The 16,362-nt window shown below is 58.9% G+C and carries 16 protein-coding genes and 2 pseudogenes; 6 read left to right on the plus strand and 12 right to left on the minus strand.

Annotated elements, in window-relative coordinates:
- Together NW819_RS06055 and NW819_RS06060 are read right to left on the minus strand one after the other, a co-directional pair.
- Positions 1 to 269, minus strand: a pseudogene (locus NW819_RS06055) (transposase); the annotation flags it as partial.
- Positions 270 to 367: 98 nt separating this feature from the next.
- Positions 368 to 1,732: a serine/threonine protein kinase gene (locus NW819_RS06060; protein WP_414413200.1), complete on the minus strand. Its 1,365-nt coding sequence runs from the start codon at positions 1,730 to 1,732 to the stop codon at positions 368 to 370.
- Positions 1,733 to 1,866: 134 nt separating this feature from the next.
- On the opposite strand from NW819_RS06060, the gene NW819_RS06065 reads away from it, so the two are divergent.
- Together NW819_RS06065 and NW819_RS06070 are read left to right on the plus strand one after the other, a co-directional pair.
- Complete coding sequence (locus NW819_RS06065) at positions 1,867 to 3,438, plus strand: photosystem II high light acclimation radical SAM protein (protein ID WP_414413201.1); 1,572 nt, start codon at positions 1,867 to 1,869, stop codon at positions 3,436 to 3,438.
- Between the two features lie 129 nt (positions 3,439 to 3,567).
- On the plus strand, positions 3,568 to 4,395 hold the full coding sequence (locus tag NW819_RS06070) for a DnaJ domain-containing protein (RefSeq protein ID WP_011434132.1): 828 nt from the start codon (positions 3,568 to 3,570) through the stop codon (positions 4,393 to 4,395).
- Here the strand turns inward: NW819_RS06070 and NW819_RS06075 are convergent.
- The 4 genes from NW819_RS06075 to NW819_RS06090 form a co-directional block, all read right to left on the minus strand.
- Positions 4,392 to 5,087, minus strand: a complete 696-nt coding sequence (locus NW819_RS06075) for a chorismate pyruvate-lyase family protein (protein ID WP_414413202.1) — start codon at positions 5,085 to 5,087, stop codon at positions 4,392 to 4,394. The genes NW819_RS06070 and NW819_RS06075 overlap by 4 nt on opposite strands.
- Before the next feature lie 74 nt (positions 5,088 to 5,161).
- A complete protein-coding gene (locus tag NW819_RS06080; protein WP_414330730.1) occupies positions 5,162 to 5,665 on the minus strand; it encodes an AbrB family transcriptional regulator in 504 nt (167 codons plus the stop codon).
- Positions 5,662 to 6,111 (minus strand): Fur family transcriptional regulator, encoded by a 450-nt coding sequence (locus NW819_RS06085; RefSeq protein ID WP_414413203.1) that lies wholly within the window; start codon positions 6,109 to 6,111, stop codon positions 5,662 to 5,664. Before NW819_RS06085 ends, NW819_RS06080 begins: the two co-directional genes overlap by 4 nt.
- A gap of 29 nt (positions 6,112 to 6,140) precedes the next feature.
- A complete protein-coding gene (locus tag NW819_RS06090; protein ID WP_011434128.1) occupies positions 6,141 to 6,464 on the minus strand; it encodes a DUF1825 family protein in 324 nt (107 codons plus the stop codon).
- Between the two features lie 150 nt (positions 6,465 to 6,614).
- Between NW819_RS06090 and cobT the strand changes: the two genes are divergently transcribed.
- The gene (cobT, locus tag NW819_RS06095; protein ID WP_414413204.1) at positions 6,615 to 7,742 is read left to right on the plus strand and encodes a nicotinate mononucleotide-dependent phosphoribosyltransferase CobT; all 1,128 of its coding nucleotides are present in this window, start codon (positions 6,615 to 6,617) and stop codon (positions 7,740 to 7,742) included.
- Here cobT and clpS read toward each other — a convergent pair.
- From clpS to NW819_RS06110, 3 genes are all read right to left on the minus strand, one after another.
- Positions 7,691 to 7,996 carry an ATP-dependent Clp protease adapter ClpS gene (clpS, locus tag NW819_RS06100; protein WP_011434126.1) on the minus strand — a complete coding sequence of 102 codons (306 nt, stop codon included), beginning with the start codon at positions 7,994 to 7,996 and terminating at the stop codon, positions 7,691 to 7,693. The genes cobT and clpS overlap by 52 nt on opposite strands.
- 177 nt (positions 7,997 to 8,173) lie before the next feature.
- Positions 8,174 to 10,015, minus strand: coding sequence for a hypothetical protein (locus tag NW819_RS06105; RefSeq protein ID WP_414413205.1), 1,842 nt, complete (start codon positions 10,013 to 10,015; stop codon positions 8,174 to 8,176).
- Positions 10,016 to 10,155: 140 nt separating this feature from the next.
- On the minus strand, positions 10,156 to 10,551 hold the full coding sequence (locus tag NW819_RS06110) for a hypothetical protein (RefSeq protein WP_414349609.1): 396 nt from the start codon (positions 10,549 to 10,551) through the stop codon (positions 10,156 to 10,158).
- Between the two features lie 124 nt (positions 10,552 to 10,675).
- On the opposite strand from NW819_RS06110, the gene NW819_RS06115 reads away from it, so the two are divergent.
- The 3 genes from NW819_RS06115 (at position 10,676) to NW819_RS06125 (ending at position 14,142) form a co-directional block, all read left to right on the plus strand.
- Positions 10,676 to 11,344, plus strand: coding sequence for a RibD family protein (locus NW819_RS06115; RefSeq protein WP_414413206.1), 669 nt, complete (start codon positions 10,676 to 10,678; stop codon positions 11,342 to 11,344).
- Positions 11,345 to 11,959: 615 nt separating this feature from the next.
- Positions 11,960 to 12,160 (plus strand): DUF2811 domain-containing protein, encoded by a 201-nt coding sequence (locus NW819_RS06120; protein WP_414413207.1) that lies wholly within the window; start codon positions 11,960 to 11,962, stop codon positions 12,158 to 12,160.
- A gap of 149 nt (positions 12,161 to 12,309) precedes the next feature.
- Positions 12,310 to 14,142: a tetratricopeptide repeat protein gene (locus NW819_RS06125; protein ID WP_414413208.1), complete on the plus strand. Its 1,833-nt coding sequence runs from the start codon at positions 12,310 to 12,312 to the stop codon at positions 14,140 to 14,142.
- Here NW819_RS06125 and rpaB read toward each other — a convergent pair.
- The 3 genes and pseudogenes from rpaB to NW819_RS06140 form a co-directional block, all read right to left on the minus strand.
- A complete protein-coding gene (gene rpaB, locus NW819_RS06130) occupies positions 14,115 to 14,855 on the minus strand; it encodes a response regulator transcription factor RpaB (RefSeq protein ID WP_011434119.1) in 741 nt (246 codons plus the stop codon). The two genes, NW819_RS06125 and rpaB, sit on opposite strands and share 28 nt — an antisense overlap.
- 463 nt (positions 14,856 to 15,318) lie before the next feature.
- A complete protein-coding gene (gene recO, locus NW819_RS06135) occupies positions 15,319 to 16,176 on the minus strand; it encodes a DNA repair protein RecO (RefSeq protein ID WP_414413209.1) in 858 nt (285 codons plus the stop codon).
- A pseudogene (locus NW819_RS06140) lies at positions 16,173 to 16,362 on the minus strand (2-deoxyribose-5-phosphate aldolase); the annotation flags it as partial. The pseudogene NW819_RS06140 and the gene recO, both read right to left, overlap by 4 nt.

The following is a 16,362-nucleotide window of genomic DNA, read 5'->3' on the forward strand; positions in this document are numbered from 1 at the left end:
CCAAAGCTTGCTCCCCTTTTTTTGCGGCTGCCCAGGGGTGAGCACGAACGACAGTTGAGCCAAGGATAAGATGCTCTAAGTCAGGGTCTTTCCCAAACTCCCAAGCAACTCCAGCGATGGAATCTCTGGTGTATCATTTTCCATATCTTTTTGGGAGGTAGCGCCACGGGGATCCAGAGCGAGCTATTACAGCAGGCCTTGGATAAACTGTTTGCATCCTGCCTCTTTGCCGATGTGGATCTGGATTCTGTTTTCAGGAAAGCTATAATTTTTTGCTATTTTATTTGCTGTGATCTGCAGCAAGATAACTCATCAGACCTTACCCAAAAACTGTCCTTATCATAACTAAATGCAAAAAACCTAACGACTACACCTTTTGCCGTTCAACTGGGATCTTCAGCCAACGGCTTAGTTCCGAGGCCAACCACTCCAGCTCTGGCTCCTGCAAAGGGATCCCCGCTCCCAACTCGTATTTGCGGTTGCCCGCCCAGATGTTCAACTGTGGGCTTTGGCGTGGGATCAGCTCTAGCCGGTCAATATCCCATCGCCGACTGGGGGGAACTCTGCGAAAGCGCAGGCCAAACACCTCGTAAACCAGGCGAATATATTTTGTGTCGATCCGTAGGTGGACTTTGCCGAATAGACCGTAGAGGATCACGCCCACCATCACCAACCCCACTGTCCAGAAGGGCAGGATGAATAGGCCAAACAACAGATTGGCCGGAAAAGGCGCATGCCCAACCGATATGATCGTGAAAAAGGTGATGACGGAGTTCCAAGCGATGGCGAAAGGCAGCAACGCCAAAACACCGGTTTGCCGGGCCGGGATCACCACCTGAAAGGTCTGTTCAGACTTGTGCAGTTGAATCCGGCTGCCTGCTGGCTGTCGAGTAGGGACTGCTGCTGCGTCTGAGGGAATCAAGGCGGGACGACGATCCAAATGCTCCAGCGCCTCCAGGGCCTGCCGGGCGGAAGCGGGACGATCTGCCGCCAAAGGTTCCGTCATCCACCGCAGCCAGTCGCGAAAGGGCGGGCTCAGGTGCACCGCTTGCTCGAACACAATCCGGGCTCCCTCCTGGGGCAGATCCGCCGGGTGTTGGCCGGTGAGCAGGTGGATTAGGGTGGCACCCAGGCTGTAGAGGTCGGAAGCGGGCACGGTTCTGCCGCCAAATTGCTCTAGGGGCATGTAGCCGTAGCTCCCCACCACGGTGTAGGATCCCTGCTCCCGTGGAGCAGCCGCCTGAACCGAGCCAAAATCCACTAGGTACACCTGCTGGTCGGATCCCAAGAGAATGTTGCTGGGCTTGAGATCTCGGTGAATGACGGGGGGATGGAGTTCGTGCAGGTAGACGAGAATGCGCAGCAGCTTTTGCGCCAGCTCCCGCACCTCCGGCTCGGCAAAGCGCCGCCCTTGCTCCATCCACTCCTGCAGCGAGGGGGCGTCGATGTAGGTTTGCACCAGGGCTAGGCCCCGTCCTCCCTCTAGGCTGATCTCGAAGTGGTCGCGGTATTCAGGAATGGCTGGATGGGAGAGGGTCTGCAGGATCTGGGCTTCCCGCTCGAACAGCTTCAGGTCGGCCCAATCGAAGTCTGGCCCGAAGAGCAGCAGCTTGATCACCACCTGTTCCGAGGTGAGCAAATCCTGAGCCAGGTAGGTGTGTCTGCCGCTGCGCTTGCTCAATCGCCGCTCTGGCCGATAGCGACTGTGCCAAATTGGACGCTCTGGAGCCATATCCCCTCCTCAGGTCTGACCCTGCTGGTTGTTTCAGCTTTAGCTTATCCTTGTCCCTTTTGGATCCCTGCCGCCGCGCCCCTCAAAAACCGACTAGAGTGAGTGAAGAGATGTGAAGTAAGCTCTCAGGTTGTATGGCCTCGCACCTGAAGATTCAAAAAATCCTTTATGTACGGCTGCCCTGCAACCCCATTTTTCCCATCGGGGTAGTCTATCTGGCGGATCACGTTCACAAGCTGTTTCCCCATGTCGAGCAGCGCATCTTCGATATGGGCACCTTTCCGCCCCTAGATTTTCGCCGCCGCATGCTGGAGCAAATCGATCAGTTTCAGCCGGATTTGCTGGTTTTCTCTTGGCGAGATATTCAAGTCTATGCGCCGGTGAACGGGCGGGCCGGCAACCTGTTGCAACACTCTTTTGAGTTTTTCTACGCCCGCAACCCCCTGAAAAAATTGCGGGGATCCCTGAATAGCCTCAGGCTGGTGCTGGCCTACTATGGCGAGATTTGGCGCAACACACGGCTGGTCTGGCAGGGGATCCGCAGAGCCAGGCGCTACAAACCTCACGCTGAAGCGGTGTTGGGGGGTGGGGCAGTCAGCGTCTTCTACGAACAATTGGGCCGCTACCTGCCCCAAGGCACCATCATCTCGGTGGGGGAAGGAGAAACGCTGCTGGAAAAAGTCATCCAAGGGCAAAGCCTAGCCACAGAGCGCTGCTATCGGGCCAAGCTGGAGCAACCTCGCCCAGGTTTGATCCACGAGCCGCCCCAACCTCTGCAAAAAACCGCCTGTGATTACACCTACATCACCGCCATTTGGCCGGAAATTGACTACTACTTAGAAGGGGGCGACTTTTACATTGGGGTACAAACCAAGCGCGGCTGCCCCCACAACTGCTGCTACTGCATCTACACCGTCATCGAAGGCAAGCAGGTGCGCCTCAACCCTGTGGATGAGGTGATCCGAGAAATGATGCAGTTGTACGAGCGAGGAGTGCGAAACTTTTGGTTTACTGACGCCCAGTTTATCCCTGCCCGCCGCTACATTGAGGATGCGGAGGAATTGCTGCAGAAAATCCTTGATGCCGGCATGACCGATATTCGTTGGGCTGCCTATATTCGGGCCGACAACCTCACCCCAAAGCTGGCCGAGCTCATGGTGAAAACTGGCATGAGCTACTTCGAGATCGGCATCACCAGCGGATCCCAGGAGCTGGTGCGCAAAATGCGCATGGGCTATAACCTGCGCACGGTACTGGAGAGTTGCCGCTACCTCAAACAGGCAGGGTTCAACGATCTGGTTTCGGTCAATTACTCCTTTAATGTCATCGACGAGCGACCGGAAACCATTCGGCAAACAGTACGGTACCATCGCGAGCTGGAAGCCATCTTTGGTCGCGACAAAGTTGAGCCGGCCATCTTCTTCATCGGCCTGCAACCCCACACTCATCTAGAAGATTTTGCTCGCAAAATCGGTGTTATCGACGACCGCTTTAACCCCATGCACATGACTCCTTGGACGGCGCGCAAACTGCTCTGGAACCCAGAACCCCTGGGATCCTTTTTTGGGGAAGTGTGTCTGGAAGCCTGGGATCGCAACCCCCATGATTTTGGCCGCGAGGTGATGGATATCCTGGAGCGTCGTCTTGGCCTGGCAGAGTTGGAAGAAGCCCTGAGCGCGCCTCTAACAGGGGTTTACGTGTCTTAGCTCTTGGGCCAGCAGCCTCGCTGAACCGGGCAGGATATGCTGGTCCGAAAGGGGGGATCCCTGTTGGGGTAAGGTGGCTGGCCTTCGAAGGCAGCCGGTTCTCCCTCTGTTCTGCAACCAACTGCTCCCATGCCTACTCTGCCTGCTTCCCCCACCTACTACCAACAGCTGGGGCTTTCTCCCCAAGCCAGCCTGGAGGAGATCAAAGCTGCCTACCGCCAGCGGGCACGCGAACTGCACCCGGATCGGTTGCCTGCCGATATCCCCGCAGGGTTGCGGCAGTTGGCCCAGCGGGAGTTCCTCCAGCTACAACACGCCTACCGAGTTCTCAGCGATAGCCAGCAGCGTCGGGCTTACGATCTCAGCCTCATGTCCAAACCCTTGCCTCCTCATGCGCCGGTGCAGGTGGTGCTTGAGCCGACTGCGACCTCTGTCAGTTGGCTCGCCCTCTTGAGTGCTGGACTGATAGGGGCTGCTCTGTGTTTGGCGGGCTTGGCCCTTTGGAATGCCCTCAACCCGGCCCAAGACTTGGACGCAGCCGGCAGAGTGGCCCTCCAGGCTCCTGCCAACCCGGATCCCTCTCCCTCGCCCAGGCCAGACTCCGGATGGGATGGGGATCTGCCCGCAACCTCTTCAGAGACGATGACCTCGGCCCCGGCTAGTCTTTCTGAAGCCACCTCTCCACCTTCTTCTGAGCAGATTGACCGCTTTGCCCGCACCCTCCTGGCGGTGCAACCTCTTCTGGAGAGCACCCAAAATCGCCTCCAACAGGCCAACAGCAGCGAGGAACGTCGGCAAATCGAACAACAGTTTGAGGCTGCTGCTGCCGAGATCATCGTCGCCCATCAACTGACCCCAGAGGACTATCAGCGCATCTCCGCCAGCGCCCAATTGGATCCGCAGGTGGCAGCCGCCATCACCGCAGCCGTGCGCCGTTGGAGGTCTCCGTCGCGCTAGCGGGACAGGGCCCTTGCGGCCAGCCGTGGAGAAAACACCTCGTAGATGACGGTCAAAGGCTGGCCCCTGTGCAACAAAAGATAATGCCTAGCCCAGAAGGGACCGGGACACTGCAGCAGCCGGGCAACCGGGTCTGCCTCGCCGTGGTAAAGGCCGCGCAGCTCGCGAAAGGTCTCCAGTTTTTCTTGGATCAGATTTTGGCCAATGGGCCGATCGGGATGGGGCAAGTATTGAACCAGATGTTCGGAGTTCCACCAAGAGGTGGCATAGAGCAAGGGCTGTTGAGAGGTTGCCCCGCACAGCCAAACCCGCCGCCGCATCAAAGGGGATCCCAGCCGCCCCAAATCTCTGGCCAGCTGTTGCATGGACTTGGGGGCAGTGCCCTGCTCTGCCTGTAAATCAACCCGGCCCGTGTCCAGCAGATGAGCCTGAATCGGCTCTTGGATCAAGGCAGCAAGATTACGGGTGGTAAAGCCATCCCCCAAAAGCAGCAAGCGCAGCACGGGATCCACCTGCACCAGCTCAGGCTGTACCGGGTCTGGCTCCCCCTGCCAATGCAGCTGTAGAGGCCACCAATCGCCTTGGCCAGAGGAGACATTGCCCAAAGAGCCATCTGCAGAACGGAGAGCAGCGCTCCAAGGGGATCCGGCAGCGTCGGCATGGTAGGTGAGGGGAGAAGGGGAAAGTTCCAAGGCGGCGGTTCAGTTGTTAAGTTCTGTATCGCCCCTAGTCTAACCCACCCACCATCTCTGCTCTGAGGAGTTTCCTAGCTCGTGCCCGGCTGAACGAGCAGTCGCACCACCCAGGGGACGACCACAACGACACTGATCAGGCGTGCCAAGTGCATGACCACCACTGTGCTGGTTTGGGCTCCCATGTCCAGGGCTATCAGGCTCATGTCGGAAATGCCTCCTGGAGCTGTGCCCAAGATGGCAGTCAAGCGCTCGATCCCCAGCCAACGGGAGATCAGGTACCCCGACAAGACCCCCGTGCCCACCGCAATCACTGTACAGAGCAGGGCTGGTCGCCACAGATCTTTCAGGGCCAGAAGCGTATCGGCAGTGAGCTTAGTACCCAAAAGAATGCCCAACACCACCTGCATGGCAAAACGGATCCCGGCTGGGGGAGCGGGAATTGGGATCGCCCCCCAGACATTCACCAAACCCACCGCCACCATGGAGCCCACCAGTGCTCCCGCCGGAAGCCTCAGCTTGACCCCGATCAGGGCGCCGGCCAGCCCGATCAACACTGTCCAGAGATAGCTCATCATTTGGGCTTAGCTTTGAGAAAAGAGGAACGCTGTGAGTCCGGGCCTGGCCCAACCCCTCTACGGCACTGGGCACAGACGCCGTAGAAGTCAAGCACATGGTACTCGATCGCGAATTGGTACTGACTGGAAAGCTGTGCCTCCAAATCTTCCACCGGACAATCGGGCAAAGGCACCACCCGCCGACATTCGGTGCAGATCAGGTGGTGGCGGTTGTGGCCATTGCTGGGCAGAACCTGGTAGTAGGTCTGCTGGTCTCCCAAGTTGACCGCTTGCAGCTTGCCCTCATTGCGCAGAGCATCCAAAACTCGATAAACCGTGGCCAGACCGACGGTGTGGTTGGCATTGCGCAACTCCAGAAAGATCTCTTGCGCCGAAAGGGGCTGCGACTGCTGCTCTAGCACCTCCAGAATCAATTTCTGGTTGCGGGTCTGGCGGGAAGAAGACATGATCCCTTCGTGTAGGTCGTTCTTGGGGGTCAACGCTCAGCGTCTGCCTCAGCTTTCATGCGCTCTAGGGTCTGGTGCATCTGGTCAAACATTTGGGTCAGGGAGAGCCCAAACCCCCCAAGCTGAGTTTGCAGTTGTTTGATGGTCATTTGAGCCATAAAGTCGTCGGAGAGTTCCAGCCGCTTCATGAAAATGCGCTGGCGCTCCAGCAACTCCTCCATCTGTTCGATGAAGATTTTTTTGCCTTCCCGGTCGAATTGGCCGTACCGTTGACCAAGCTGCATCAGGTTTTGGAAATCCTGAAACAGTTGCTTGGCTTCCTCTTGGACGATCTCAGAGTCGAAGAAGCTCATGGCCTTCCGTTTGCCCTGAATAAACTGCATTGGGTATACCCATCCTATCCGAATCCGATTGCCTCAGCAGGAGGCAACCCCTCCTGCGAGTACGGGATCCCGCCCTTCTGGCTCAGGATAGACTCTGGCTTGTTTGCCTCGGTGTCCGGTATGCTTCCGTTTCCTTGCGTTAAGGCTTACACTCAGCCGGCTGTGGCCCGGCGGTGGTGCGAACGGGTGCAGGGATCCCGACCTCTGTTTCTGGCCTGCTTGGGGTTTACCGAAACGGCTCTTGTTCCGGGCATTTCGGCTGCCGGCGCTACCCCCTCCTTGCGTCGCTACACAGCTCTTGCCGATGGGGAAGTGTTGCTGGCGGGCCATTCTCACCGCTTGCCCACCTCTCCGGATGGCTATCCTTCCCCAGTGGTGATCAGCTGCGCCATCCTAAGGGAGTTGGGGATCCCGTGCCGAGTGTTCGATTGTGGCTTGCCGGAACCTTTGCCGGGGGCAGAAATGGTGAGCTCTGGGGGAGTGGCCCGCTGCTTGAGCACAGGGCAGGCTCTGTCTGTGGAGCAGGTGGGATCCCTTTGGCAAGAAGGGTACGACCGCGGATCCCGTCTGGAGCAAGGCTACTGTGTGATTGGGGAGTGTGTGGCAGGGGGCACCACCACGGCGCTGGCGGTGTTGTTGGGACTGGGGTGGGCAGCAGAGGGCATGGTAAACAGCAGCCACCCGGTCTGCAACCACGCCCAAAAGCTGGCCTTGGCCCGGCAGGGATTGGCCCGTCTGCCAAGGGGAGCTTCTGCTGCTGAGGTGGTGGCGGCAGTGGGGGATCCCATGCAGCCCTTTGTGGCCGGGTTGGCGATGGGCGCAGCGCAACGGGGAGCGGTGCTGCTGGCAGGGGGAACCCAAATGTTGGCGGTGCTGGCCTTGATGCAGCGCTGGGGGGAAGAGCAGGGGATCCCTTGGCCCCCGGAGAACGTGGTTGTGGGAACCACCCGCTGGGTGGCAGAGGATCCCTCGGGCAATACGGTGGCCTTGGCAGAGTTGTTGGGGGTTGCCCCCCTTTTGGCCACCCAACTGAGCTTTGCCAATAGCCGCTATCTGCCTCTACAGGCTTACGAGCGGGGCTATGTCAAGGAAGGGGTGGGGGCGGGTGGGCTGGCCATTGCCAGCAGCCTTTACGCCGGTTGGGGCCAAGCGGAGCTGTTGGCAGCAGTTGAGCGCAGCTACGAACGCCTGGTGCTTCAGGCCGGCTCCAAAGGGGCCATGGTCAACCCCTCCCGCAGCAATTGCTGATGGTAGAGCTCCGCCTGTTCTTGAGGGCCGACCCAAACAACTGCTTGCCCTTCGGCATCCACCTGCACGGTCAGTTGCCGCGCTAGGGGCAAAGTCATGCCGGGGATGTATTTCAGCAGACATTCCGTAACGTGCTGAAAGGTATTGAAATCGTCATCCAAGACGATCACCTTGAAGTGGGGGTAGGGTTGGCGAACCTGGGTTCTCGAGGGCGAGAACTGCTGAGCAGGTCGAGTTGGAGCTTCCGTAGTCATAGCAGAAGAGATCGACACAACTACCGAGTAACTTGGGTCTCTCAGGGGTGAGAAACCGGTCGCTTCTGATGATTTATCTCTATCTAGTTTCTAGTCTAATTGGCATCTTGTTGGCAGCTTGTGTCTGTATTCGGATCCCTTGTCGGTCGTTGGCGTCAGCGATAGAGCATGGTTCCTCTAAAGCTCTTCCCGCAGCGGGCGGCGGGGCTTTTGCCCGCCGAAGTGGCGCTCGAAATACAGGGCAGTGGCCCGGCGTAGAATCCCGGCTTGGGCAAGGGCCTGACACAGGGATCCCCCTGGCGGCAGGTGCTTCTGGATCTGTTCGATTTGGGTGGCACTGACCAATCCAGAAGCCTTGAGGTAATCGGCCACGTGGCGTCCCCCCGCCAGTTGAACGGAGTAGCCCCCTTCGCTGAAAAATTTGACGGTCTCCGGCTTGAGGCCGCTGTGGTGGGCCAGCACATCCGTGAAGGTGCCCCCTTCCTTTTCCCAAGCGTGAATGACGGTTTCGATGCCGGCATTGTCGATTAGGCCAGCCGCCCGCAATTGGGTCAACACCCGCTGTACCCAGGGGGTGGCCCGCTGCAAGGCTTCCAAGTCCTCTTCCCCCAAATACTGCTGCGGGGGCAATTCGCTTTCTGGGGCACTCAGTTCCGCTGCCCAGTCGGCTATGGTCAGGGCCTTGAGATCCTCTGTCTCTGGCCGGGCTTTCTCTGGAGCTGGGGTCGGTGCGGCTGAAGGTGGGGAAGTTCGCCGGGCTTCGGCTACCGCTGCGGCTAGAGCACGGTTTTCCGCTTGGGCCGCCTGCAGTTGGGCCTGGAGCTGGCTCACTTGGGCTTGGGCTTCCTGCAAGCGATCTTGAGTTTCTCGCAGTTGGGCTTGGGTTTCTTGGAGCTGCACTTGCAGGCGGTGGGTGGCCTCGGCAGCTTCTTGGCGAACGTGGGCCAGGTCGGCAGTTAAGCGCTGCTTCGTAGACTGGGCCAGTTGGAGTTGATGTTGGTGCTCCTGCAGCGATTGGTTCAGGGCGGCCACTTGGGCTTCCATTTGCTGCAGAGTATGACGCAGATGGGCCTGCTCTTGGAGCTGCTGTGCCTGAGCCTGCTGTATCTTCTGCTGCTCCTGCAGTTGGGATCCCAGCTCTTGCAGCTTGTGTTTGGCTTGAGATTGCCATTCTGTCAGCTCGTGGCAGCGGCGACGTAGGATTTCCAGCTCTGCTTGGGCGGCTTGCAGTTGCGCGGATCCCTGAGCTTGCTGAGCTTGGAGTTGCTCCTCCAGTTCCCGAATGCGCTGCTGGGCAGCCTTTTGTTGTTCAGTGCCCTGCTGGATTTGGGCTTCCAATTGGGCAATGCGCTGCTGCTGTTCCTGCTGGCGGGCTTGATGGTCGGCAACCTGCTGCAGCGATTGTTCGACCAGGAGCTGTTGCTGCTGCCGCTGCTGCTCCAGTTGCGCTTCTAAGATGGCAATTTGCTCTTGGTAGCGCTCCAGCTGGGCTTTGTATTGCTGGGTAACTCTGTAGGTCTCTTGGGCTACCTGTAGAGGGGAGACATAAAGAGGGGGCTGATCGGGAATGGTGGACCACTGCTCCACCATCACCTCCCAACTGTTGGCAGCTCCTTTCTGGCGCCGCAGCCGCTGCTGCTTGTCCAAGGCCCATTCCAACCAGTGGGGTTGTACCCAGCCCTGCTGCAGCAAGATCTCCCCCAGCTTGCGCTCCGGGTGCTGCCGCTGCTGAATCAGAGCCTGATGGATGTGCTCCAGCTCCAGATACCCATGCAGCATCAAGATCTCGCCGATACGCACCAGTTCGACCGGGATCAACGGATAGAGATCTTGGGGGGCAATCCAGCCGTGCTGCATACACAGCTCCCCCAACATCAAGGGGTTGTCGGCCTTTTCCCACATGGCCTGAGCCAGTTGGGCGGGGGTGAGCAGTCCTGCTCGATTGAGGGCTTCTCCCAAGCGGATCTCAAACTTTTCCTGCTCGATGGCGGTTGGGGTGGGGCTGGTCGGCGGATTCATTGGGCCTCTCGGACGGGAAGAGTAAGCTCTGCTACAACTATCGTAGTGGAAAATCCTTAGAGAAGTAGCATGCCGCAACCGAAACGCATTTTGTCAAGCCGAGGATCCACGGATTTTGCCGGAAGGTCGCTTTTTAAGTCCTAAGAGGGGCGCTGTTCTTGGCTTTGGGCAAACTGTTGCAGCCGCCGCAGCATCAGCAATTGTCCCAAGCCCAAGGGCAGGAGAGAGACGGCCTCTACCCGCAACTGCACCCAGCCGTTCCCCCACAGCCAGTCACAGTAGCCATCGGCTCCTCCCCACATCAGCAGGCGCAGCCGTTCCGGCAGCAGGGTTTCCACCTGGTGCATGATCGAGAGGGGGCCCCATTGGGCGGCAAAGGTGCTGCCCAGCTCCAGCCTTTCGGGAAGGGATCCCTGCAGTTGCTGGGGCCAGATCCACTGCTGCAACAATCCCACCTCTGTCAGACAGCGCTGCACGGTCGATGCACTGGCCTCGACTTCAACCCGGATGGTGGATGATTGAAATGTTCCTAACATATCCGTTCCGCATGGGCGAGCTGGTGACCGGCACAACAGTCTGTGCCACGGTTCTCCCGGCGATGCCTGACTCTATTCTGGTCAATTTGTGGGGTTTGCCCACCCTTTCCCAGCGATCTTGCCTTTGAATCGTCCCCACTTGGTTGCCATCTTCGCCCAGAGCTTGGATGGAAAGATCGCAGCCCACCGAGCGCACAGGCCCTCCTTCAGCAGCCCTGAGGACTATCGGCACTTGGAAACCCAAGCTGCTCAGCAACAGGCTTTGATCATGGGGGCAGCCACTCTGCGGGCCTACGGCACCAGTCTGCGTATTCGGGATCCCGAGTTGATCCAACGCAGAACCGCTCAGGGCCTCTCTCCCCAGCCCCTGACGATCATCTGTTCCGACAGCGGGGATATTCCTGAGGATTTGCCGTTTTTTCGCCAGCCCCTCACCCGTTGGCTGTGGACAACTCCCAAGGGATCCCGGATTTGGCGAAACCGAACCGGCTTTGAAGACATCTGGGTGGCTGCCGATTGGGATCTGCCGGCACGGCTGGCCCGCCTGCGCAGCTTGGGCATTGAACGGGTGGGGTTGTTGGGCGGGGGGCGGCTTTTGGGGGCATTTCTCCAGGCAGGGGCCTTGGATGAGCTGTGGGTTACCCTCGCTCCGGTGCTGCTGAGTGGATATGCCGATGCGCCTGCCAGCATTGAGGGTTGGCAAGTGCAGGGATCCCTGCCCCAGTTGGAGCTGCTGGAATGCCGCCGTGGCTCCAAGGAGCTGTTTTTGCGCTACCGAGTCGAGTGGCCCTGAGAAATGCTCGACACAAACACAAAAATTTTTGGACAAATTCAGATTTCCCGGAAATCCACAGGTTTTCCCCAGGCTTTCCACAGGCGGGTGGGCCGTTTTCCACAGGGCCTTTCCCTCAGGGGGCGGCATCGGGGGTTTCTGTGGAAAAGTGGAGGTCGGTAAGGTTCAGGCGACTACACCCTGAGAAACGTAACGGGATCGCGCCGTTTTTTCCGATCCCATCAAGGCCAATGGAGAGCTTTTGTCCTGTTGGATCCCTGACTTGGGATTGACACCCCCCGTGGGTTAAAGGGCAGAATAGCCGCACCTGAGGGTGAGTGGCGTGGAGGTGTTCCCAACCGCTCTCCTCAGAAAAGACTTCATCTGTTCTACAGCCCACGACAGGCTTAGGAACAGTTGTGCATGCCCTCCCTCCCATCCGCTGGGATAGGGGCAAGCTATGAACCTATATTGCTTGCTTTTCTGCTTGCGAGCCTGCTGAGGCTCTTGGCCTATCTAGGTTGGGTTTTGATGTTGCGGGTTCGCTCTGTTCGAGCTGCCCAAGTTTTGGCTGTGGCCGCAGGTTTTGCGGGATACCGTTTTCTCCCCTCTTAAGCCCGAGTGAGTAGTTGGACTATGAGTTCTCACAGCGTCAGCATTTTGAGCGAAATTCCTGAGGAGCTGCATGACACCCTCAAAAACTACCTCTCTCGCCATCCCGACTGGGATCAGGATCGGGTGGTGACGGCAGCGCTCTCGTTATTCCTGCTCCAAAGTGGGGAGAGCGACCGGCGGGCGGCGCGCATCTACTTGGACAGCCTGTTTCGCCGCAACTGAGCCCCAGGGATGGCCTGTGAAAAGTGGGGCAGTAGGAACCTTTTGTTAGCCTGAGTAGGGATCCTGTCCCACTGCTGTCATTTGGACACTGGGGGGAGGGGGCTAAGAAGTGAAAGGGATCTCAAAAGAGGCAAAAAAGAGGCAAAGACGTGCCACGGGGCTTTGGGCGAGGAAAAGACAACCGGCAAGCGGCTGAGTCACAGGATCCAGAGCGGGGATCCGAGATCCCATCCCCAGAGGCGGCTCTGACGTGGGTTCAACGCTACCGACAGGCGGGGGATCTGAAAGCTGCTCTGCACCTCTGCCGGCAGCTTACCCGCGCCCATCCCCATCTGTTCGCCGCTCAGGCGTTGCTGGGATCCCTTTATCTCCAGATGGGGGATCCCCGCCAAGCTTTGACCCCCTTGCAACTGGCTCTGCACCTGCGGGGGGATTGGGTGCCGGCCTGGCAGGATCTGGGCGATGCCTGGATGCAGCTTGGCAACCCAGAGGAAGCGGCGCGAGCCTACGAACAGGGCCTGGCCTTTGCCCCCGGTGATGGGCAATTGCTTTTCCGATTGGGCAGTTGTTGGCTCACCCTGGGGAAATTGGCCCAGGCAATTGAGGTGTTGCAACAGGCAGCAGCAGCCCAGCCTCCCCAGGTCTATGCCTTGGCAGCTTTGGGGAATGCCCTGATGCTCGATGGCCAAGCTGAGGAAGCGGAAGGCTGGTTTCGCCAAGCTCTCGCCCTTGCACCCCAGGAGGGGCGAATTCTCGTTAACCTCGGCCACTGCCTGCACCTGCAAGATCGCTTGGAGGAGGCCGCCGATTGTCTGCAACGGGCCATCTTGCTGCTGCCGAGGGACGCCCAGCCTCACAACAACCTGGGCACCATCTTGCAGGAACAAAACCGGTTGGAAGCGGCCATTGAAGCCTATCGGCGCAGCTTGCAGTTGGCCCCCCACTGGCCGGAGATCCACTACAACCTGGGCACGGCTTTGCTGACCCTGGGCCGCTACGAGGAGGGGTGGCGAGAATACGAATGGCGGCTGCAGCGACAAGGGGCGACCTACCCGCGCTTTCTTTCCCCTCTGTGGACGGGATCCCCTCTGGGCCGCCAGACCCTGCTGATCTACGCCGAACAAGGGTTGGGGGACACGATTCAGTTTGTGCGCTACCTGCCGCTGCTGGCCGAGGCCCATCCCCAAGCGCAAATCTGCCTCCGCTGTCAGGGATCCCTTGTCGAGCTGTTCAGAGGGTGCTTCCCCCTTCCCCAGGTGCAGGTGATCTCGGAAACGGATCCCTTGCCCTCTTTCGATTGCCATCTGCCCTTGCTCAGCTTGCCACAGCGGTTGGGCACCACCCTGGAGACGATCCCTGCCTGCATCCCCTACCTTGTCTGTCCCGTTCGCGCAAGTGGGCCGCAGATCCCTTTGAGCCTCTCCTGGCCAGAGCTTTCCCAGGAGCGGATGAAAGTGGGGCTGGTGTGGGCCAGCGGCCGGCGTGCCCACCCTGATCTCAACCGCGTGCAAAGGCTGAAAAGTTGTCCTCTGGATCTGCTGCTCCAGCACTTGCATGTGCCTTCCATCCAGTGGGTTAGCCTGCAGGTGGGGGAAGATCTGTCCGCGCCACTCGGACAGAGTCCTCACCCGGTGGGAGCCTTATTGGAGCAGTACCAGGTGGTGGAGCTGGGATCCCGTTTCCGCAGTTTTGTCGATACAGCCGCAGCCGTTGCCCAGTTGGATCTGGTGATCAGCGTTGATACAGCCGTTGCTCATTTGGCCGGGGCGATGGGCAAGCCGGTATGGGTGCTGCTCCCCTTTGCCGCCGATTGGCGCTGGCTGCTCCATCGAGAAGATAGCCCCTGGTACCCCGGGGTAATGCGACTGTTTCGACAAGACACACCGGGAGACTGGGTTGGCGTGTTGAGGCGGGTGCAGGCCGCTCTTGAAGAGAGGTTGCGAGGGATCCCCTCTCAAGACCGTGCCTGTTCCTCTCCCTGAACGATGCGCTGAAACAGATAGCCGGTGCCTCGGGCCGTCAGGATCAGCTCTGGGTTGCTGGGGTCATCCTCCAGCTTGGCCCGCAGCCGCGAGATGTGGACATCCACCACCCGCGTATCCACATGGCGCTCCGGGGTATAGCCCCACACCTCTTGCAAAATCTCGGAGCGGGAAAAAGGCTCCCCCGACCGACTGACCAACAACTCCAGCAGACTAAACTCCATCCCCGTCAGGCGAATGCGCTCGTCCCGTTTGTAGACCTGCCGCTTGTTGGTATCGATGCGAATATCCCCCACTTGAATCACCCCAGAACTGGGGATCCCATCGTGGGCCGACCGCGCCACCCGGCGCAACACCGACCGAATGCGAGCTTCCAGCTCCTTGGGCGAAAAGGGCTTGACCACATAGTCGTCTGCCCCCAGCTCCAGCCCTGTGATACGGTCGGCTACATCTCCCAGCGCCGTCAGCATGATGATGGGGATGTCCGATTCTTTGCGCAGCTCCTGGCAGACCCCATAGCCATCCAGCTTCGGCATCATCACATCCAGCACCACCAGGTCGGGATCCTGCTTGTGGAAAACCTCCAGCGCCTCCTCGCCGTCCGAAGCTGTGACCACGTCGTATCCGATCATGGACAGACGGGTTTCCAAAATGCGTCGAATGCTGGCCTCATCATCGACCACCAGAATCCGTTCCTTACGCTGTGCTTCCACGGTGCTGCAACTCCTGAACTTCTAACGGTACTCGGTAAAAGAGAGATCTGAAAAAGAACTAAGGTGGGCGCTATCTCGAGTTGGGCGGATGCAGGAACCTCAGGGGCTGCTCCTCAGTTGGGCAGACTCACCGAGTGAAATTGAACACTCACAAGCAATCATCTGCAATTAACCAAAGCCGCACCCCAGGGATGCAGCTCCGGGAAACAAGCACAAAACAGAAGGCCCTCTCAGCAGTCGATTCAATCTTGTTAAAAGCTCCAACTTCAATCCCACCTGATGATGCTGTCCAGTACCTGGTGCAAGGCACTCCTCCCCCCAAACCATTGCTCAAACCTGAGAGGCCTTCGTAAGAAGTTACTTTCCATAACCTAATTTATCATCCAAAATCGGCTGCCAACCCGCCTCGATGCTCTATTTTGCGGCTATTGGGCCGGACTTGATACATACCTTCACAACTTTTTCAGACCGATGCCCATTTTTCGGGATGTCCCTCAGGAAAAGCTGGGGATCCCTGGCCGTTTGCGGTGGGAACAGCGTAGCAACTGGCCAATAGCTCGGCGGAACGGATTTCTCGATCTGTATGATGCTCCAAAACACGCCGCAACAGACGTTCTGCTTCCAGCCAAGCAGCCAAAGGCAGCGAATCCTCAGGCAGAGGCAATGTCGAGTTGGGCAGGGATCCCAAGGCACGTAAGGCAGAAGCGGAGACCCAGGCAATTGGGCTGGGCCGCTGGGCCACCCGGCAGGGATCACAGACCAAGCCACCCCATTGGGGGCTGAAAAAAACGCCGTCGACCAACTCCCCTTGACAGAAGTAGCAGGCTTGTACCTGAGGGGCAAACCCCGCCAACGCCAGGAGGTGATACAACCCGTGGGTGAGCAAGGGCAGAACGGCCTGTTCCGAAGCAGCCCGCTCGATGCGTTCCAAGTGTTCGACCAACACCACAAACAGCTCTTCCTGAGCTTGATCGGGCAAGGCCAACAGCAAGGCCACCTCCGCCAAGTACTGCGCTGCCGTGAGATGGGCTAAGCTGCGGCTGAGGCGGGGAAAAGTCTGGAGGGTTTCCGCTTGGACAATGCGCTGTAAACGCTGGGAAGTCTCTGTTTGGGCAGACCAGCGCCCCCGCACCATCAGCAAATCGTTGATGACAAAAGGCTCCATCCGCCCGCCCAGCTTGGAAGGCTGCTTACGGGATCCCTTGGCCACCGCCCGGATCAACCCTTGCTCGCGGGTCAAGATGGTTACAATCCGATCCGCCTCTCCCAGGGGGATCCCTTTCAGGTTGATGCCCGTAACCCGGTAGGTGCGCCCACTCATGGGGTTCCTCTGGCTCGCAGCTCTTGCATCAGCTCCAGCCCCCAAGAGGTGCCAATACGGCTGGCCCCCGCCTGGATCATGGCCTCTGCTTGAGCCACCGTGCGAATGCCGCCCGACGCTTTCACCCCCACTTTACCGCGGCTGAGTTGCCACAACAGTTGCACATCTGCCGGCGTCGCCCCCCCC

This window comes from Synechococcus sp. R8-2 (assembly GCF_047461715.1).
GTDB lineage: Bacteria > Cyanobacteriota > Cyanobacteriia > Thermostichales > Thermostichaceae > Thermostichus.